We start from the raw sequence: 20,267 nt of genomic DNA on the forward strand, positions 1-20,267 counted from the left end.
TCTCACTCATCTCTAAGCTGATTAACTGGATTTAAAGTTGCAGTTTTTGCAGTTTTAAATAGCACTACCAAATACCCCATCAACAATGCAGATGAAGATGCCGCAATGTATACACCAACTCCAAGTTCAATGCGATAAGCAAATCCACTTAGCCAATAAGTCATGATCTGATGACTCAACGGAACAGCTATCAAAAGGCCAAGGCCAAGTAAGATGGTGTATTCTCTAGACAGCAGCCTCAAGATATCGGAAATGGTAGCACCAAGCACTTTCCTAATCCCCACTTCTTTCGTTCGCCTGGAAGTGGAGTATGCTACTAGCGAAAACAAACCAATCAATGATATGCCTATTGCAATGATGGTGAAGAACCACAATAAGTCTTTAATGAGCATTTCACTTCGGTACTGATTTTCATACATATCATCCATAAACCGAAAATAAAATGCACGCTTTGGATTGTTAAATAGATAAAATACCTCTTCTAGTGACTCAACAGCTTCTTTTTGCATACCTTCCTTTGTACGAAGGAGCACCATCCAATTATAGGCCATGTCGTTCCTTATAACTAGTGGTTCTATGGAATTGTGAAGTGACTTCAGATGAAAATCTTTTACCACACCAATAATCTTTCCTTCTTGACCCCACATTTTAAAACTCTTACCAATAGGATCAGTCAGACCCATCGCATTAACTGCAGCCTCGTTTACCAGATAATGCATTGTATCAGTCTTTAGATCCCAGCTAAAATTTCGCCCCTCTTTCAATTCGATTCTTACTGTTGGTAAAAAATCAGGATTCGCATCTATTACATAGAAATTTATATCTCCTCCTTTTTCCTTTCCTTCCCACTTAATCCTATCGGTGGTATTTCGCATGTTGATCAGCAACTGATCTACTATTGTGACACTTTCTACTCCTGGTCGTTTGAGCAGCTCATTTTTGAAAGAAGCATACTCTTTATTTTGATCCATATCATAGGTATATGTTCGAACCAAATTGGTTCTATCCAGCCCGATGTTTTTATTCTGAATGTAAGAGACTTGTTTAAATACAGTTACTGCTCCAGTAATCATTATAACAGTAATTGCGAATTGTAAGACGACAAGAAACTTTCTAAATGAGAACCTAGACCTTCCTTTAGCCACAAGGCCTTTAAGGGACTGCTGTGTATTGATTGATGATAAAACATATGCAGGATACAGACCGGATAAAATTCCAAGTACAAGTCCAAAAACAATTAAATAACCTACACTTTTTAAAGTAAAGACATGGTACTCGATATCCTTCATTGTTAATCGATTGAATGAATCGAGGAATAGTAGAACAACACCTATTGCCAACAACACTGAAAAGAAAGTGATAAGGATGGACTCTATCAAAAATTGGTTTCTTAGATCCATCTTTAAAGCCCCCATAACCTTACGTATGCCTATCTCTTTTGCGCGTTGTACCGAGCGTGCAGTAGACAAGTTCATAAAGTTGATGCAGGCTAAGACCAGAATGAAAATTGCTCCTGCAAGTAATAATCTTACATAATCTATTCGACCACCGTCTATATTGCCATCTTTAAATCTTCCATACAAATAGGCGTCTTTTATCGGTTGCAAGATCAATTCATGCTTTACTGTACTATAATCTTTGCGATGATCAACATCTGCATTCACCAGCAGCTTTCTCGCATCTTCAATGGATACTCCGTCGGCAGTTTTGATATAGACCTGCAGCATGCTGATTCCCCATCTTTTCAACCCAGGCCGCTGGTTCAAAAGGTGATCAAAGGGTACTACAAATTTGTATTCAAGTGTGGTGTGGTACGAAAAGTCTTCATAAAAGCCTATCAGCTCAAAGCTGTCTCCGATATCATTTTCCAAAATAGTACCGATTAGATCTTGAGATTCCCAATCCTTGCCAAAATAGGTTTCTGCAAATGATCTTGAGATGACGATCGTATTCATGTTATCGTACATCTTCTGATAATCGCCCTTGATCATTTTCATATTAAAGAATTCAAAAATCTCAGGAGATGCATCAATACCACCAAATTCAATCAATTCTTCATTAACCTCAAAGGCTGACCAATTGCCGCGAGACATTACGATTGCTTTTTCAACAGAAGGATAGTTCTCCTCCAGGACGTCTTTCAGCGGATATGACACGTACGGATCTACGATTACTCCTCCGCCAGTCTGCACTTCTCTGTGCAGCACTCTTACAACATTCTCATCAAACTCCGCATTAAACTTCAACTCGTCTTGAGCCCATAGGTAGATGAATAAGCTGCTGCATATACCAAGCGATAAGCCAAGGGCATTTATCAACGTGAATTGCTTGTCTTTTTTAAATATTCGAAACGCAATCATGATGTAATTGCTAATTAGCAATGACCCAAAACGTGTATTCATAAGTCTTGATTTTGTGTTTTTGATAGCAAATGGTCTGAAGTAATTGAGCACCTGAAACCAGTAGTTCAACTTGGCTCTCCACAACGCTCTTTTGCTGAGAGAGGAATAAAATTTCTCTTCCAGGTCTCCCACAACCTCCTCTTCCAAGTCTCTTTTGAGAAAAAGTAGTAATAGCTTTAGTGCAAATTTTGGAGGCTTGATCATGCTGCGTTTATTCAGATCGAAGTGCATTTACAGGATTACTAAATGACGCTTTTAAAGAATGATAGCTTACTGTAAAAAATGCTATCAAGAATCCGAAAAATGAAGCTAACGCATACATCCACCAGGTAATTTCAATGCGATATTCATAATTTTCAAGCCACCCGTTCAGGGCATAAGATGCAACCGGAATTGCAAAAAGGCATGAGATAATTACCAGTATTGAAAAATCCTTAGACAGTAATCTCCACAAGTTGGATACCGAAGCTCCTAACACTTTTCGAATTCCAATTTCTTTGGTGCGTTGCTCTACCATAAATGCTGATAAACCAAATAAGCCCAAACAGCTAATAAGTATTGCAAGGCCACTGAATAGCGTTGCGAGACTACCAATCTTCTCTTCGTCTCTAAACTTTCTCGCAAACTCATTATCTACGAACTCATAATTGAATGGGTGATCAGGCAGTACTTTTTGAAATGCTTCCTGAATTTTAGGTAAAGCTTCAACATAAGAAGCTCCTTTCTTAATTCTGATAAATGAATAGTGCTCTGAATCGCTAATAAACACCATTAATGGCTTGGGAGGATCATATGGTGATCCTTTGATCATGTCTTTAACAACTCCGATGATTGTCAGCTCTTTTCTGCCACGCATTCCTCTTCGTGATAGTAAACGCTTACCAATAGGATCTTCAAGACCCATCTTAGCAATTGCTGACTCACTGAGAATTATATTGTTAGTTTCTGCCCCATAGTCTTTCGAAAAATCACGGCCAGCTACCAATTCCCACTTTGTGGTCTTGCCATATTCCGAGGTGACAAAAATGGTATTGAATGAAAAAGGATAAACATCATCTGTTCCTTCTAATCTAAAACCTCCATTGTTACCCAGCGTATTCATTAATGGGTAATTCGCAGAAGCCATATTTTCTGCCATCCCGGTGCGGATAATCTCTGATCGAAGCACATCAAATTTTTCATAATATTCTCCCGACCGACCTCTTAAAGTAATTAGATCTTCTTGATCATATCCAACAGGTCGAGCCTTTGCATGCTGAATCTGATGGTGAACAGTGAATGTCCCAATCATCAATAAGATTGAAATGGCAAATTGGAAAACTACAAGCACTTGCCTCAATCTAATGCTTGCTTTGCCTTGCTTTAAGGTGCCTCCCAATGCCTTCAAAGGATTAAAAGATGACAAAAACGCAGCAGGATAACTTCCTGCAATTAATGCAGCAAACAATGTGAATAAGATTCCACTAATCCAAAACAGCGGCATGTCCCAAGGAAGAGTCAAATCCTTATCTGAAATTTCATTAAACCAAGGAATGATCAACCAAGTGACTACAATCGATATGATAAAAGATACGGAAGCGTAAAGAATAGATTCAGATAAAAATTGAGAAACCAATTGCTTTCGCTGTGATCCAACAGTTTTCCTAATACCTACTTCCTTTCCTCTATTTTGGTAGCGCGCCGTATTCAGATTCATGAAATTGATGCAAGCCAGAAGCAACACAAAAACTCCAATTGCCATATATAGCTTTATCAGTGTCATTCGGCTGCTTGCCACTTGTTTACCGTCCTGATATGTGGAGTTCAAGTGCCAGTCTTTCATTGGAATAAGTAGCAAATCTGTGGGCCTGGATCCCTCTGGCATGTTGTTATTGAGTGCATCTTTAATTATTTCAGCAGCTTCTTCAAGCTCAATACCATCATTGAGTTGAGCAAAAACCTTGGTATTGTAATTATCCCAAGTTGCAGGACTTTCTTCATTGTATACGAGATCCATTGAAAGCATAAATTCCATGTCTCCAAAGGTTGAATTCAAAGGGATATCCTTGTAAACCCCATTTACAATAAGCTGCGTTCTGGTATTGATTTTTACAAACTCTCCAATTGGATTCTTGTCTCGAAATAGCATTTTAGCAAGAGATTCCGAAAGTAGAATTGATTCTTTAGTTCCTAAATCAGGTTGTCCGGCAGCCATTTCTAGGGAAAACAATTCCGGAGCATCTGAAGTAAAAAAATACCCGGTCCGTTCAAGAGATTGCTTACCAACAGAGACTACCAATTGTTGATTTCTAAAGAATGTAATCGTTACACGCTCAAAAAGTGTCGGGTAAGTCTCTTTAAGATGGCCGCCTAGTTTACTTACCAATGAGCTATTCACTTCAATCTCTCCATCTTCAGTATCCTTTCGCAATACCTGCACGATGCTATCATAATGTTCATGATGCTTATTGAATGAAAGCTCATCATATGTCCAGAGAGCTATCAAAATGCTTACAATCATTCCCATTGCAAGGCCACCAATGTTGATCGCAGAAAAGATTTTATTCTTCTTTAGGATGCGATAACTGATTTTAAAATTGTGTGTGATCATAGTCGGTAATATTGAGTTTGACTTAAAAAGCTTGAAAGCAAAGGGCCTGAGATAGTTAAATACTTGGTACCAGTAATTAAGCTTGGCTTTTCTCAATGATCTTTTTTCTATAGTCCGGTAGAATTTTTCATCGAGATCACCCAACACTTCCTCTGCTAATTCATTTTTTAGAAAAAGCAAAAGGAATTTTTCGGCAAGCTTTGGAGGCCTTGGAGTTTTCATCCCAGAACGAAGTTGAGTTTACCTTCGGCAAAGGCTGGAAATTGATTCCATAAGTTCATCTTCAGCTCTCTTGAAATCTCCAATGCGCGCTGACCAGCTGCTGTAATCGTATAAATCCGTTTTCTACGACCTCCTCGTTCGGCAGAAGCAGCCCCCATTTCTGAGGTGAGAAAACCCTTTTCTTCGATACGACTTAATGTGGAATGAACCGCGCCGATAGATACTGGCCTTTTTGTTTGCGTTTCAAATTCCTCAGCAATCTTGAATGCATAGGCCTCATCATTCAGGATACCAACCAAAAGCAAGATGGTTTCTTCAAAGTCCCCGAGTTTACTTTCTTTCATGACTTTATATTCTAAATTGTAGAACAAATATACGGAGCCTAATTTAATTTGTTCTACATTTTAGTAATAAAAGCCTAAAAATGGACTTCAAGTATTCGTAAAGTATGTTTTAGTTGGAAGAACTTAGCTTAGTGGTGAAGTAATCATTCATGTTTTTATATACAGGCCCTTGCACAATACTTTCCAGCTTAAAGGTTATTTCATCTCCGTGAAGAGTTTTAAATAGTAACTCAACAAATCCCTCATCCTCATGATAAGTTATTGTAGTCTTAGTAGAACCAACTTCTGATTGAGCTGTAGCTTCAATTACCCAACATTCAAACCTGATGTTGTCCATCTCCAGATGCTTCTTGCCTACTACACTATATTCAATATCAAAAAGCATTTTTCCTTCCCACATTCCCAAAGACCATTGCTCACCTATCGAAATCCGATCACTCCAACTTGATCCTTCTTCAAGCGGGAATTTGACATAAGGAAATGGACACGTTTCAAGGACTTTCAAAGCACCGCTTCTTGGAGGATGGATCCATAGGTTTGATGGATTGTCAACTATTCCTGTATTCTCATATTTCCTCATATCAGGAACAGTCGAAATAACCACCTCAGTCTGTTTCCGATTGGTTCTTTTCTTGGTAGGAAGCCCTAATACAGTATAAATTATTTTATCAGGTAAGTCTAAATCACTTTCTGTTACAACTTGGTAGGTAAATACATTCCCCTGCAAAAAGATTAAGTTGTTTTCATCAGGTTTCTTAGCATCAACAACTATGATGCTATCATACTGTTGGGCATCTGCTACGTACGAGACAAGCAGAACGCAAACAATCAAGGCAGAAAATTTAAGACGCTTCATTTTAGGTAGTAAATGTTAAAAATAGCTTTTTAGTATCTAATGAGTGATTTATTATGATAATACTGACAATTGTGAAACTTTATTATCTTCGTCTCAGTATAATACTGACAATTGTGTAAAAAATGCGTGATATTAAACTCGGAAACTTCGAAGAACTGGTCTTATTGCTGGTAGGTGTCTTATATGATCAAGCCTACTCGGTAAACATCGTATTAGAATATGAAAAACAGACGGGGAAAAAAATCAATGTCAGTGCCATTCATACGGTGCTATATCGCCTGGAAGAAAAAGGTTTCTTAGAATCCAAAATGAGTGAAGCTACTTCCGAAAGAGGTGGCAAACGCAAGAGGCTATTTTATTTAACACCATATGCTCAGACTGCATTGGATGAATTGTCTACCCTGCGAGAAAGATTAAGATACCAGATTCCAGACAAAGCGCTCAACTGGTCTAAAGGCTAATGAACAAACAAGGACTACATCGGCCCCCTAGACTGGCACTGAAACTCTTCAGATGGTATTGCAAATCCGAACGACTAGAAGAGCTTGAAGGCGATCTTGAAGAATTCTTTTTTCTAAGGGTGGAACGTGGCTCCGCTCCATGGAAAGCCAAGCTCTTTTTTTGGTGGAATGTAATTAGGTGCTATCGCAATTACGCTAAAAGGAAAACTCAAACGACTAATACTATGTATCCTTTATTTAAATCTTATTTCAAGCTTGCCATGAGGCACTCTTGGAAAAACAAATGGGCAGTGCTAATAAATATTGTTGGACTAGGCATTGCTCTTAGCATGTGCATATTCGTTTACTCTATGTATGCACACAACATTGAATTCGATAATTTCTACCAGAACACCGAAGACGTTTATCGGATCAATACGATGACCTTTGAAAATGGTCAGGTACGTAGAAATGAAATTTCTCCAGCACCTCTGGATGACAAACTCAGAAATGAAATTGGCGGGGTGCAGCAAGTGAGCAGCTATTTTGACGAATACATGACAGTCAAAATTAACAATCAGTACTTCGACCAATCTGTTGCAATTGCATCCTCTGACTTTTTTGAGATGTTCAACATTCCACTCTGGTATGGTTCCTTTAAAGAATTTAGTGAAAAGCCTATTGTTTATCTATCAAAGCCTACAGCAAAACGACTTTTTGGAAATGAAGTAGCGCTTGGAGAAGTGTTGACACTCTATGTAAACTCCACTAAAAAAACTGAAGTGGTAGTAGGAGGTGTCTTCGAAAGAATTCCATTGAATAGCAGCTTTGATTTCAACCTGCTGATGAACCTCGATACATACCTTGAAGCTACTGGAATGAGCATGGATAATTGGGAAAATTATCTTTACATGAGCTACTATGTCCGAACGACTCCAGAGAACATAGAATCAATAGAAAATCAGCTTGAAGAATACCTCCCTCTTCAGAATAAAGCTCACGAGTCGTTGAAAATGAACAACATTGATTTAGTTCAATTTCAAAGCCCTATTCATAACGATACTGATATGTATCGTAACAATACCAATATCAGACTAGGGTCTGGTGTTTATATCATCTTCACCTCATTGGCCGGAATGATCTTTCTAATTGCCTGTTTCAATCTTGCAAACTCTTCAATTGCTATGATTGCCAAACGGCTAAAAGAAATCGGGATCAGAAAGACTTTGGGATCAGAAAACAAGCAAATCATGTCTCAATTTCTAATGGAAATGGGGTTTGTGTGCGCCATGGCATTCATTGTTGGGCTTTCCATGATCAACTTTACTTCTAATAGTATAATGGGGCTTTTCGGTGAAACCTTTTTGCTCAAAGACATCAGCTTGAGTGGAGTAATTCTATTTGTCATTTCTTTTCTTGTTTTTACCACGCTAGTGGCTGGAATAATGCCAACATTGTATGCCTGGAAATTTCAACCAGTTGCCATTATGAGAAAGTCGGTAAAACTTCGAGGAGTTGGATGGATCAATAAAGTTCTTACATCCTCTCAATATTGCTTTTCGATTGCTGTACTTTCTGCCGCAATTTCTTTCTCGAATAACGAACAGTTTCTTGAAGACCTGGAGCTAGGATATGCAAACGAGGACATCTATACACTTGAGCTTTCGGACAAAGAAATTTACGGTGCTATAAAACAAAAAATAGATCAAATCCCAGGTGTCGAGACAGTTGGCACATTCAACCATTTACAAAGATTTGGAAGATCAGGGAGAACACAAATTGCCAAGATTGACACCTCTTCTCATGAGATAAGGACCTATACAGCTGGTACGGGATATATTCAATTAATGGAGTTGCCCATAATACTTGGTAGGCCTTTTATTGATGGAAGCAAATCGGATCAATCAAATTCAGTCATCGTCAATCAAGAGTTTGTTGATCAGTTTTATGACGGCAAAAACCCTATCAATGAAACTGTTGAAATAGGGGACGAAAAGAAAACGATCATTGGCGTCTATGCCAATATTATTCATGACGTCTATATTGACTCAGAAGACAGTCCATCAGTCTTTCTCTATCAGGAAACAGACAACTATCCATACCTTATTGCCAAAGTAAATCACAGTGATAAATCTGAAATTGAAAGTAAGTTCAAAGCCATATGGAGTGAGGAAGTAGATCGTCCATATATTGGCAGTTGGCAAAAAGACCTTGCATACGGCTCTGCAGTGAGAGACACGACGAACTTAAGAATCATCTTTTTGGCAATGGCAATCTTAGGAGGATTTCTTAGTCTCGCAGGAATATTTGCACTTTCAAAACTGAATGTTGCAAAACGCATAAAAGAGATCAGCGTAAGAAAAGTTCTTGGTTCTTCTTTGAAACAACTTTTGCTAACTATAAACAGGTCCTTTTTCTACGTTCTCTCCATTTCACTTGTAATCGGATGTATCCTTGGATACTTGATATCGGATGCAATTCTTGGACTTGTTTACAGATACTATGTAGACATATCACCACTTACCAGCTTAGCCAGTAGTATATTCATCGGAATCGTAGCTGCTTTAGTTTTAACTATCTCAGTTATAACTCCTGCTCAAGCCAATCCTGTTACAGGTCTTAGAGATGACTAGAAATCAAAATTATTTTTGCTTGGCAACAATTTGGCGCTGAATTTCCAGCGCTTCTTTTTGCCTTTCCATACTTTCCGATGGATTTGCTTTGGACAATATGTATGCTTCATGCATTAGTTTATCGTACTTTTTTTGAAGGTTAGTAACGTCTGACTTTCTAAAAAAACCTAGCATATAATTTACTTATGATAATTTCTGGTAAAAAAGATCTTGAAATGTTTAGACGTTAAGCCTTTTTAAAACTTGCGGCTTTCAATAAAAAAATATGTAAGTCTTTGCTTGAAGCACATATTGATAGATTTTAACTGATCATTGCCCTACTTTTGCACCCTAATTTTAAACTATGGACGAGGCAAAAAAATCATTGAACTTCATCGAGCAAATGATCGAGAAAGATCTGAAAGAGGGTAAGCACGACTCGATAATTACTCGATTCCCACCAGAGCCAAATGGCTATTTGCATATTGGTCATGCCAAATCCATTTGCTTGAATTTTGGACTAGCTGAAAAATACAGCGGAAAGTGTAATCTGAGATTTGATGACACCAATCCGGAAAAAGAGGATACTGAATACGTGGAGTCAATAAAAGAAAATGTCAAATGGTTGGGATTCGATTGGGAAGATCGTCTGTTTTTCACCTCAGATTATTTTCAAGAGCTATACGATATGGCGGTCCGGCTAATCGAAAAAGGATCTGCCTACGTTGACGATTTATCTCAAGAAGAATTTAATGAATTGAAAGGCACTCCTACTCAGCCAGGAAAGCCAAGTCCTTTTCGTGATAGGTCAGTCGAAGAGAACCTGGACCTATTCAAAAGAATGAAGGCCGGGGAATTTGAAAATGGAGAAAGGGTATTGCGTGCCAAAATAGACTTGAGTTCTCCTAACATGCACATGCGAGATCCGATATTGTATCGCATCAAACATATGTCGCATCACAGAACAGGCGACGAATGGTGTATCTATCCTACCTATGACTTTGCACATGGTCAGTCCGATTCGATGGAAAAGATCACACACTCACTTTGTACGCTGGAGTTTGAAGTTCACCGTCCGTTATACGAGTGGTTAATTGATGAATTAGAGATTTATCCATCTAAGCAAACAGAATTTGCCCGACTCAACTTAGGTTATACCATTGTGAGTAAAAGAAACCTGAGAGAGTTGGTAGAATTAGGTCATGTTAAAGGTTGGGATGATCCCCGAATGCCAACTATCTCCGGAATTAAAAGAAGAGGCTTTACACCAGCATCTATTCGAAAATTTGCCGATACAATTGGTGTTGCTAGAAGAAACGGTATTACTGACATTGCATTACTTGAACATGCCGTAAGAGAGGACCTAAATGCAACAACCAACAGGGTATTTGGAATCATGAATCCGCTGAAGGTAATTATTACAAATTGGCCTGAGGACAAAACAGAAATGATGACTGCAGTCAACAATCCTGGAGATGAATCTGCTGGAACTCGTCAAATGCCACTTACGCGAGAGATCTACGTAGACCAGTCCGATTTTATGGAAGATCCTCCAAGTCCAAAAAAATGGTATCGATTAGGTCCTGATCGTGAAGTGAGACTAAAGTTCGGATATATCGTTAAGTGTACAGGATATAAAAAGGCTGATGATGGTAGCATTGAAGAGCTTTATGCAGAATACGACCCACAAACTCGAAGTGGACAAGATACTAGCGGTAAAAAAGTTAAGGGAACTCTTGGTTGGGTATCCGTTCCACATGCCGTAAAAGCTGAGATAAGAGAATATGATCGCTTATTTAAAACTGAAAACCTCAATGCAATTGACGATGATTTTAAAAATCATCTTAATCCTGATTCATTGAATATTAATACCAACGCCGTACTAGAACCTTCATTGAAAGAAGCTAAAATCGGAGATCAAATGCAGTTTGAGAGAATTGGATACTTCAGAGTAGATGAAGATTCAACATCAGAAAATTTGGTCTTTAATAGAACCATCACCCTAAGAGATAATTGGACAAAGAACTAATCATGAAAAATCACCTATTCCTAATTCTATTTTTAACTTCATTATTTTCATTTGGTCAAAATGAATTTGAAACACTAAATGGCGATGATTATTCGATTAAGTATCCAAGTACCTGGGAGCTCAATCAGTCTGGCCAGATGGGTATGACGTTTGGTCTTTTCTCACCAGTTGGATTGTATGGAGACCAATTCAGAGAAAATGTCAACCTCATTGAACAAGATATTTCGTCTCAAGATTTAGACCTTGCCGGCTACATTGAAGTATCAGAAAATCAGATCAAAACGTTACTTCAGGCCAGTACCATTATTGAAAGTAAACGCGAAAAGGACTACCATAAAATAATTTATGCAGGAACAATGGGAAGGTTTAAGCTCAAATTCCACCGGCGCTATTGGGTGAAAGATGGCAATGCTTACGTTTTAACTTTTACCGCTGAAATTGGAGAATATGACAATTACAATGAAATAGCACTCCAAATAATGGATAGTTTCGAGTTTAAGTAAACTTTACATGAACGTATCTGGCCTATACATCTATCCCATAAAATCGCTTCAAGGTATTTCCTTAAAAGAAGCACAAGTATTGGAAAGAGGGTTCAAGCATGATAGACGCTGGATGCTTATAAGTGAAGATAATAGCCTCATCACTCAAAGAACGCATCCACATTTATCACAGGTTGTTGTATCAATAGATGATGAAAACATAGCAGCATCATACAAGGGTATGCCAGATATGAAGGTCCCGTTAGTTTTGGATGATGGAAAAAATGTTGTGGCGAAAGTATGGAATGATCATGTAGAGGCACATCAAGCTCCCAGCCATATCAATGAGTGGTTTTCAAAAATTATTGGTGAACCAAGTAGGTTGGTGTTTATGAAGGAAACTGCAACGCGCCCAGTGAATCCAGAACGTGCCGTGAATAACGAAAATGTCAGTTTTGCTGATGGCTACCCATACTTAATACTTGGTGAATCATCTTTAGCAGATCTAAATAAAAGGTTAGAATCTCAGCTTCCCATGAATAGATTTAGGCCAAACATCGTCTTTGCTGGTGGGGAAGCTTTTGTAGAAGATGAGTGGCAAAAAATTGAGATAGGTGATGTGCAATTCCATGTTTCACATCCTTGTAAAAGATGCATATTTACCACGATCGATCAGGATACAGGCCAGATAGGAAAAGAGCCACTGAAAACTTTGGCAACCTATCGGCGAGAAGGAAACGACGTAATATTTGGAGTAAATACATTAGCGCTTTCTAATGGGATTATAAAGGTTGGAGATCCCATCATCCCGAATTAATTAGAAATGAAAGTTGTAAAATACCTTATAGCATTTTTCATCATTCTACCTATTCTTCTTCAAGGTCAAATTAAAGATGCTGCCAATGGATTTAAACAATCTACAAGTGAATGGCTCAAAGGAAGTATCTACTTGGCCAACAAGAAAAGTATAAGAAACGCTGAGTTTGTAATAAATCCAATTATACCAGGTGGTATTCTAAAGGTAAAAGTGAAGGAAAGAGAGGTTACACTTACTCCTAGACAGGTCCTTAAATTTCATTTTTACGACAGTGCTCGTTCCGCAAATAGAAATTTCATCACAATCTCTTTAGGTTATAACGATTACCAATTCATGGAGCTGATTCATGAAGGGGAAATTTTAAATCTACTCATCACAGAATCCACTTCTGTAACAGAATATCGATTAAATGGAGGTACATCAAATGGCAAAAAGAACAAACTAACGCTGATCTTTTATAATAAAAGAGATCGAATGGCCGGCTATGTTAACAAAAGAAATATTTCAGAACTGTTACGAGATTATAAGCCAGAATTAAAGCAATACCTTAAAGATCAGGAAATATTTTTCAATGATGTTGAATCAATGCAAGAACTTATTCAATTCTGCGACGACATTTTAGCCAAAGAATAACCTCAATCTCTTTGAGTCCATATCTCAAATAATGGCTCACCACGACTGTTTTTACCTGAATGTTGCCAATCACCGTCATCAATGGCATAGTTAAATTCTAAGCTTGCCCCTACTCTACTATTATCCCGAGAGAAAAATTCTATGTTCTCAGTATACTTACCGTCCACAGTGGTATAAGTACCTCCACCGGTACCCATAAATTGCTTTGTAGCAACATTATAAGCTACCCATTGAAACCTGGTGCCTGATAAAATCTTCATTGTCTTTCGTGGACGAAGCGTATTGATCGATTGAAGGTCGCCATTTCGTTTTCTAGCGGATATTAGCCAGGCACCAGCCAGATCACCAGGCTCTCCATTATCTACTCGTTCAGCCCAAGTATCCATACCAACAATTCTCATTTTATCTGTACCATTCCATTCGATTTCAAACGATACTTCTTTTCCAACTTTTTCTGGATCTTCAGAATTGAACTCCGCAATCTCAGTCATCGTATTCCCATCCAAATTCCATGTGCCACCATTGGTTCGAATAAAGTTTCCTGTTTCTGCGTCAAACCATGCCGCCACTTGATATCCTTTCGTAAATGTGACCACTCCTTTTACTTGCTCGCCTTCTTCGCCAGTCTCCATCCATTTCCATGCGCCAATTAAATCTTGAGAATAGGCGAGTGGCGCAATAAATAGCCAAATACAGAGAGATAGGAAATTCTTCATATTGATATTGGTTGAAATTCTTTCTTAAAGATAAGTATTTAAGGATTCGCCTACTAAGTGGGCTTACAGCGTTATATTTAATTAGCTTAATAACATTATGTGTAATAAGTCGTTTTGATACTACCAAAACATTATCTTTAATATAAAGGTAAGCCCAAATGGATACAACACTAGACTACTCACTAAACGTGACGGAATTCCCGTCACGGAAGATTTCCAATATTTGGAAACCTGATTCAATTGCTGATCTTAAAGAAATACTGGTTTTTGCCAATAAAAATGGCAGGCCTATATATCCCATTTCAACCGGTCACAATTGGGGACTGGGGTCAAAATTACCTGTGGTTGATTCGGACATTATTAATCTTTCAGGCTTAGATGAAATCATTGAAGTAAATGAATCACTTGCTTACGCAAGGATTCAACCAGGTGTTACTCAAATTCAACTAGCTAACTACCTAAAATCAAATCATCCAGACTTGATCCTTAATGTCACTGGCAGTGATGCTCATTCATCCATCTTAGCGAATGCGGTGGAACGAGGCAGTGGAAAGAATGGTCAACGTGCGAATGATATTAGAGAACTGAAAATTATGAGCTCAAACGGTAAGGAATTTTCTACTGGCTTTGGTTCTTACCGAGAGGGTACATCTTCATTCTACAAGTATGGCTTAGGACCCGATTTCACTCACCTATTTACTCAATCAAATCTGGGAATTGTGACAGAGGCTGTCATCAATCTAATTCCTAAACAAAGTTTCACACTTCATCTATCTATTATCCCAAATGAACAACTGGGTAATTTTCTTAGTGCTTTCAGTCTTTTGGTTAGAAAAGGAATAGTTGGTCATTCGTTAGAGATAGACAGCCAAAATGATCCAAAAATCTTTGAACTATTCGAAGCTTCTGCCAATGAAAGCAAATGGATTTGCTGGTTTGTCACACATGGAGAGTCAGAAATCCGCTCTGTAAAAAATGCAATCGTTGGCGAAGCCTTAGCTGATATAGTAGAAGAGGTTAGAAAGTATGATTCCGAGGAAGATCATTCATCTGCCCTTGCACCAGTTAAAGTAAGAATTGACAGATACAATGGAATGCCAAATGATCATTCCTTGATTTCCACTGCCAAAGCATTTGGAGTTGCATTGAATGAAGAAAATCCTGATCTAGATATTTATAAAGAGCTACCAGGATTTCGCTGCGTATTACCTGTTATTCCATTTTGTGGCGATGGCGCCAAAATCATTGATCTGATTTTGAATTATTCAAAAAGCACTTCATTTAATCCAGCTATTTCTATCATTGGACTGGATGAGTATTCACTTGAGGTCTTTTCTCGAGTCTATTTCAACAGAAATAACCAAGAAGAAATAGATAAAGCAGGAAAATGGGCGGAAGAGCTTTTGAATATGCTAAAAAACAATGGAATCTATCCTTACCGGCTTGATGTGGAAAATATGGCTCCGTACTTATCAAATGTAAAAGACCCAATGAAATCCTTGAAGCAAGCAATTAAAGATCATCTAGATCCTAATGGTATAATAGCTCCCGGTCGTTATCATTTGATAAGTTAAACATAATGTATTCAGTTATTTTGTATTATTAATTTCAGTGCTTTATTTTTTTGCCAAAAACCCACAAAATATGGCAGAATACAAAGCTTTCGAAACCGGAATAGAGGCCGGTGGTAACGAATTACCAATAGTTGCACTTGGAGCACTAAGCAAACAACGCAAACAAGAAATCATTGAGAAATACGGTCTGAATACAGAAGAAGGAGCATGGAACGATTTGCAATCTCTTTTGGATGCGATGAAGGAGATTGCAGATTCAATAGGCGAGATGAACCTTTTTATGATCGGTAAAGAAGTGATGGAAGGAGCCGCCTTCCCTCCAATGGATGGCTTAGAAAGTGCTCTTAGATCAATAGATGTGGCTTATCATATGAATCACAGAAAAAACAATAAACCAATGTTTGATCCGAATACTGGTCAAATGACAGAAGGTATTGGCCACTACGATCTTGTGAGATATGATGAAGCCAACAAGGAAGCAATCCTCGTTTGTCATACGCCTTATCCAAGCAAATTTGAAGAAGGACTCATTGTGCACATTGCCAGAACATTTAAACCAGAAGGCTCATTCTTAAAAGTTCAACTTGATTCTACTAAAGAAACAAGAAGGGAAGGTGGCGAAAGATGCACCTTCAGAATCACTTGGTAGCCATTCAATTTATTGATGTCTATACGTTGTGAGAAATAATATTATGTAATAATATAACAAATAGCGGTTTTTATCAGTTATATTTCTAAGTAGATAATTACACTTATAACGTTTTTATCTTTTTTATAACATTTTAAATCAAAAAAAGCTATGATTACTCACGTTCAAAAAACAGTAGAAACTCAAGAAGAAATTGATTTAAACTTTAAGCTCCGAGAAGAATTCCAGCTTGGAGCTCAGAAGTTTGCCAACAATCCACTGCACCAAAAACTTAAACAGGACATTGACATTCGGGAAAAGTTAGAGTTCGTTCCCAAGATGTTGTTTTTCGTTATGGGATTTAAGGACCTGATGCAGTTAGTCAGATATGAAAATCCTTCAAACGATTTAGAAAAAAGCGTAAACACACACAGTGATGAAGATTCAAATCATTGGGAATGGTATCTAAACGATCTAGCATTCATGAGCGGAAAATTCAAAAATTCTGCATCAATTGAATTAATCACTAACGTTTGGGATGACGCAACTATAGAAGTTAGGGAAACGATCTATACGTTCTCAAGATATATCAAGCAATACACTGATCCGGTTGCTCGTATGCTGATGATCGAGGTTTTGGAGATCACATTTGATAAGTTCAAAGAGGCCATACACCCTCAACTTAAAAATGCGGACTTATATAGTCAATTGGATTATTTCGGTCAAATGCATCAGGAAACTGAAGAGAATCATTCCACAGGTATAAGTGATGATGAAATATCAGAGCTAACTCAGATATTACCTTCCGAATTGAAAGGAGAAATGATTCCTGTGATTAACAGTTTGTTTGATCAAATGTACTCTATGGCCAAAAATTGGGCCGACGCTTAGGAGTAACAACCTCTTAAAAGACCAGGCTTAGTCCTGGTTTTTTTATGTCTCAATATTAGTTATCGTGGATAATTGTAAATAATCGATCAAGTTGGAAGTTCATAACATGATCACTTTCCGAATCCTTTTGAGGGATTCCATACGAAGAGCCAAACTTCTCTGAAAGAGATCCATAAATTTCAATCTTGGTGGCTCTTAAAATTCTTGATTTGGATGGATAAATATTTTCGTTTCTCATAGATCTGCTGGTTTATTTTTTTCTTTAATACCATGAATCTACTCTATTAAAAAACTTCTGAAAAGTGCTTTTCGGTGAATGGCCTGGTTTAGAAGTCAACCTTACGTTATCTGTCTATTAGTCTAAAATTGCAATCTTACACTTACCTCTTTCCAGGTTTGTACGATTCTTCAGCTCTAGCTTCTACATCCTCTCTGTAGTATGCCACATCTTTGAATTGCTTATTGGCGTACATTTCAGCTTGATCATAAAAATGAGTGGAATTAATATCGCTACTTTGCCCTCCTGCTAAAATCGTTTTAGCTTTCACCTTATCACCAAACTCTACAACCGCAACAAAACTATTACCTCTAGTACCATAAATTTTATTCGTTTCTTGCGAAGAACGCATTCCATATGCTGCTAGAGCTCCCCACCTTCCAGTTGTTAAACCAACCGGCACACTAGGTGCCTCATCATCAAATTGTAGATCTATCGATCCATCGACACGTTGAAATCGATTGACCTCACCCCATGGTGTATTCCAACTCCCCATTCGTTCTTCCAATTCTGCTAATGCCATGATGAAAATTTCAATTCTTCTTGCTTCTTCTAATCCCGTACCGAAGTAATTGAAGCGTTCCATACCAATTAGGCCGTCTGGAATCTCAGCATTCCTGTAAAGGTTCATGCCATAGAAATGTGCCAATGTCATCCCGACAGATTCGACTCCTGTTTTCATATCCCAATTTCTAAGCACCTCAATAGGGCCCGAAATACTTACCTCCGGAGATTGATCATATGCGGCAATTAACCCAGGTATTACTTTCTCAAATGCTGGCAAATAGGGATCATAAGCAAGATCAATCATCTTGTCAATGGTTAAGTCTTTTGCATCAACTAATAACCCAATTGCATGTACGCCTCTGAAATTTTCAGGGATTCGAGACATGTAACTGGGATAATCCTCCTTTTTTGGACTGTATTGCATCGCTGAGGTAAAAGGGGTGGAATTGCAATTTTGAATCCATCCATTTTCAGGATTCAACACAGTTATTGCCTCATCTACTGTATGTAACCCTTGCCAATCTGTGTCCGGATTACTTCCATCAACTGGAGCAGTATAATCAAATTGTTCATCTCTGATCGGAATGAAATTACCATGATAGTAGGCGATATTTCCCTCTGAATCTGCAAAAACAGTGTTATTGGAGGAATTAGTCCTTATATCCATCATCTCGTCAAACTCAGCCAAATTTTTCTTTTTAGATCTTGTATATGATTGTTCCAAAGCTTTTACTGGCTCCCACATCATAGCGGTGGCTGTCCACTGTCCATCTACCTGATGAGTAATTGGCCCATGGTGCGTTCTATACATTGGGAATGTTCGCTCTTTCATCTCCCCATTATCCATAAATTTCAAGGTGACTTCACTTACTTCAACAGGTCTTTCCTCATCGCCGTATCGATAAAAAATGCCATCATCTTTTTCAATAATGGTTTCTTTGAATTCATCAATCACATCCGTGTAGGTAGAGGTATGCATCCACCCTGTATTTTCATTAAATCCCTGATAGACAAAAAACTGACCCCAGGTAACAGCCCCGTAAGCATTTAACCCTTCTTCACTAACGGCATGTACTTCACCTCGGAAGTAGAATGAAGTATGTGGGTTGATTAGTAACATCGCATCACCTGATGCTGTCAAATCACCAGAAACAGCAAATCCATTCGATCCTTTTGGTTCTTCCATGAAATAAGCTTCGCTTTCAAGTTCGCTATGTGCCATCGATTTCCCTTCCAACCCCTCATAAAATGCTCTGATTTTTCTTGTCGAAACACGCTCAATATCTCCTCCAATTGAGCCTTCTGTAAAATACATTGTCATCCATGGCTCATATTTCTTTATCACTTTGGGTTCTACCTCTGGGTGCGTATGTAGGTAATAATTAATACCATCAGCCCAGGCCACACACAACTTCTTTAACCAGTCTGGAGCAGATTGATAGTAATCTCGCGCTTCATCTTCGGTCATAAATAATCGAGCACGTAAATCACTGTACAGTAATTCTTCACCCTCCGCTTCAGCAAGCCTACCAATGGCCCAGGTAAAGTTCCTTTCAACCCTTCTAAAATCATCTTCACATTGTGCATATAGCAAACCAAAGACAGCATCAGCATCCGTCTGACCATAAATGTGGGGAACTCCAAAATCATCACGAATGATTGTAATATTATCTGCCTGGGTTTCCCATTTTTTAATATCCGGGTTGGTGCTTTCAGGAGCACATGAAACAAAGACAATGAAAAGGAAGGTGAGGTATCTGTACATAGGTGGGGTTGAATTTTGATCGTTATCAAATATATCTAATTTAGGAGGATGTCCTTCGATAATATCTCACTCTGGATAATGGCATTCCTCTATATTGCTGCAGGAATTAACCATTTTATAATGCCTCGTTTTTACGAGTCAATCGTTCCTCCATTTTTTTCTCATCCAAAATTGATCAACTGGTTAAGCGGAATCGCAGAAATATTACTGGGGATTGGATTACTTATTCCAAGCCTAACTTCAATATCAGCTTGGGGAATCATCGCTCTTTTAATCGCTGTCTACCCGGCCAACATTTATCACTTTAAGAAAGGATTACGAAAGAAAAAGATGGTATGGGTGCTTGCTTTAAGACTACCAATGCAATTTTTACTTATCTGGTGGGCATACTTGTATGTTTAGCCATTCTATATGGGAAGCTATCAAATTTGAGAAGGAAAGTAATAGGTCTCTACCAAGTTGTTAGAAACATCCTCCTGTTT

The 20,267-nt window shown here is 38.2% G+C and carries 18 protein-coding genes; 10 read left to right on the forward strand and 8 right to left on the reverse strand.

What is annotated here, in order from left to right; all coding sequences use genetic code 11:
- Window positions 1-2: 2 nt before the first annotated feature.
- From ACY650_RS08025 to ACY650_RS08040, 4 genes are all read right to left on the reverse strand, one after another.
- Entirely contained in the window at window positions 3-2,606 is a 2,604-nt protein-coding gene (locus ACY650_RS08025; protein ID WP_462253526.1) for an ABC transporter permease, read from the reverse strand.
- A gap of 7 nt (window positions 2,607-2,613) precedes the next feature.
- Window positions 2,614-5,214, reverse strand: a complete 2,601-nt coding sequence (locus ACY650_RS08030) for an FtsX-like permease family protein (protein WP_462253528.1) — start codon at window positions 5,212-5,214, stop codon at window positions 2,614-2,616.
- A complete protein-coding gene (locus ACY650_RS08035; RefSeq protein WP_462253530.1) occupies window positions 5,211-5,558 on the reverse strand; it encodes a PadR family transcriptional regulator in 348 nt (115 codons plus the stop codon). Before ACY650_RS08035 ends, ACY650_RS08030 begins: the two co-directional genes overlap by 4 nt.
- 109 nt (window positions 5,559-5,667) lie before the next feature.
- Window positions 5,668-6,414: a hypothetical protein gene (locus ACY650_RS08040; protein WP_462253532.1), complete on the reverse strand. Its 747-nt coding sequence runs from the start codon at window positions 6,412-6,414 to the stop codon at window positions 5,668-5,670.
- Window positions 6,415-6,536: 122 nt separating this feature from the next.
- Here ACY650_RS08040 and ACY650_RS08045 point away from each other — a divergent pair, with 122 nt between their 5' ends.
- Window positions 6,537-6,875 carry a PadR family transcriptional regulator gene (locus ACY650_RS08045; RefSeq protein ID WP_462253534.1) on the forward strand — a complete coding sequence of 113 codons (339 nt, stop codon included), beginning with the start codon at window positions 6,537-6,539 and terminating at the stop codon, window positions 6,873-6,875.
- Window positions 6,875-9,487, forward strand: coding sequence for an ABC transporter permease (locus tag ACY650_RS08050; RefSeq protein ID WP_462253536.1), 2,613 nt, complete (start codon window positions 6,875-6,877; stop codon window positions 9,485-9,487). Before ACY650_RS08045 ends, ACY650_RS08050 begins: the two co-directional genes overlap by 1 nt.
- A 9-nt stretch (window positions 9,488-9,496) precedes the next feature.
- Here the strand turns inward: ACY650_RS08050 and ACY650_RS08055 are convergent, their stop codons facing one another.
- Window positions 9,497-9,661 (reverse strand): Lacal_2735 family protein, encoded by a 165-nt coding sequence (locus ACY650_RS08055; protein WP_462253538.1) that lies wholly within the window; start codon window positions 9,659-9,661, stop codon window positions 9,497-9,499.
- Between the two features lie 169 nt (window positions 9,662-9,830).
- On the opposite strand from ACY650_RS08055, the gene ACY650_RS08060 reads away from it, so the two are divergent.
- The 4 genes from ACY650_RS08060 to ACY650_RS08075 are packed head-to-tail and all read left to right on the forward strand — an operon-like array spanning window position 9,831 to window position 13,427.
- Window positions 9,831-11,495: a glutamine--tRNA ligase/YqeY domain fusion protein gene (locus ACY650_RS08060; protein WP_462253540.1), complete on the forward strand. Its 1,665-nt coding sequence runs from the start codon at window positions 9,831-9,833 to the stop codon at window positions 11,493-11,495.
- A gap of 2 nt (window positions 11,496-11,497) precedes the next feature.
- Window positions 11,498-11,998: a hypothetical protein gene (locus tag ACY650_RS08065; protein ID WP_462253542.1), complete on the forward strand. Its 501-nt coding sequence runs from the start codon at window positions 11,498-11,500 to the stop codon at window positions 11,996-11,998.
- A 7-nt stretch (window positions 11,999-12,005) separates the two neighbouring features.
- Window positions 12,006-12,794 (forward strand): MOSC domain-containing protein, encoded by a 789-nt coding sequence (locus ACY650_RS08070; RefSeq protein ID WP_462253544.1) that lies wholly within the window; start codon window positions 12,006-12,008, stop codon window positions 12,792-12,794.
- A 6-nt stretch (window positions 12,795-12,800) separates the two neighbouring features.
- On the forward strand, window positions 12,801-13,427 hold the full coding sequence (locus tag ACY650_RS08075) for a hypothetical protein (RefSeq protein WP_462253546.1): 627 nt from the start codon (window positions 12,801-12,803) through the stop codon (window positions 13,425-13,427).
- A gap of 2 nt (window positions 13,428-13,429) precedes the next feature.
- Here ACY650_RS08075 and ACY650_RS08080 read toward each other — a convergent pair whose 3' ends face one another.
- Window positions 13,430-14,143: a membrane or secreted protein gene (locus ACY650_RS08080; protein WP_462253548.1), complete on the reverse strand. Its 714-nt coding sequence runs from the start codon at window positions 14,141-14,143 to the stop codon at window positions 13,430-13,432.
- A gap of 158 nt (window positions 14,144-14,301) precedes the next feature.
- Between ACY650_RS08080 and ACY650_RS08085 the strand changes: the two genes are divergently transcribed.
- The 3 genes from ACY650_RS08085 (at window position 14,302) to ACY650_RS08095 (ending at window position 17,236) form a co-directional block, all read left to right on the forward strand.
- Window positions 14,302-15,717: an FAD-binding oxidoreductase gene (locus ACY650_RS08085; RefSeq protein WP_462253550.1), complete on the forward strand. Its 1,416-nt coding sequence runs from the start codon at window positions 14,302-14,304 to the stop codon at window positions 15,715-15,717.
- 70 nt (window positions 15,718-15,787) lie between these two features.
- Complete coding sequence (locus ACY650_RS08090) at window positions 15,788-16,366, forward strand: hypothetical protein (RefSeq protein WP_462253552.1); 579 nt, start codon at window positions 15,788-15,790, stop codon at window positions 16,364-16,366.
- A gap of 150 nt (window positions 16,367-16,516) precedes the next feature.
- Window positions 16,517-17,236 carry a hypothetical protein gene (locus ACY650_RS08095; protein WP_462253553.1) on the forward strand — a complete coding sequence of 240 codons (720 nt, stop codon included), beginning with the start codon at window positions 16,517-16,519 and terminating at the stop codon, window positions 17,234-17,236.
- Between the two features lie 55 nt (window positions 17,237-17,291).
- On the opposite strand, the gene ACY650_RS08100 is transcribed toward ACY650_RS08095, so the two are convergent.
- Both ACY650_RS08100 and ACY650_RS08105 read right to left on the reverse strand, forming a co-directional pair.
- Window positions 17,292-17,474 (reverse strand): hypothetical protein, encoded by a 183-nt coding sequence (locus ACY650_RS08100; protein ID WP_462253555.1) that lies wholly within the window; start codon window positions 17,472-17,474, stop codon window positions 17,292-17,294.
- A 142-nt stretch (window positions 17,475-17,616) separates the two neighbouring features.
- Entirely contained in the window at window positions 17,617-19,785 is a 2,169-nt protein-coding gene (locus ACY650_RS08105; RefSeq protein WP_462253557.1) for an acylase, read from the reverse strand.
- A gap of 78 nt (window positions 19,786-19,863) precedes the next feature.
- Here ACY650_RS08105 and ACY650_RS08110 point away from each other — a divergent pair, with 78 nt between their 5' ends.
- Window positions 19,864-20,187, forward strand: coding sequence for a DoxX family protein (locus tag ACY650_RS08110; RefSeq protein ID WP_462253559.1), 324 nt, complete (start codon window positions 19,864-19,866; stop codon window positions 20,185-20,187).
- Window positions 20,188-20,267 lie beyond the last annotated feature (80 nt).

The organism is Ekhidna sp., from assembly GCF_963691765.1.
Classification (GTDB): Bacteria; Bacteroidota; Bacteroidia; order Cytophagales; family Cyclobacteriaceae; genus Ekhidna.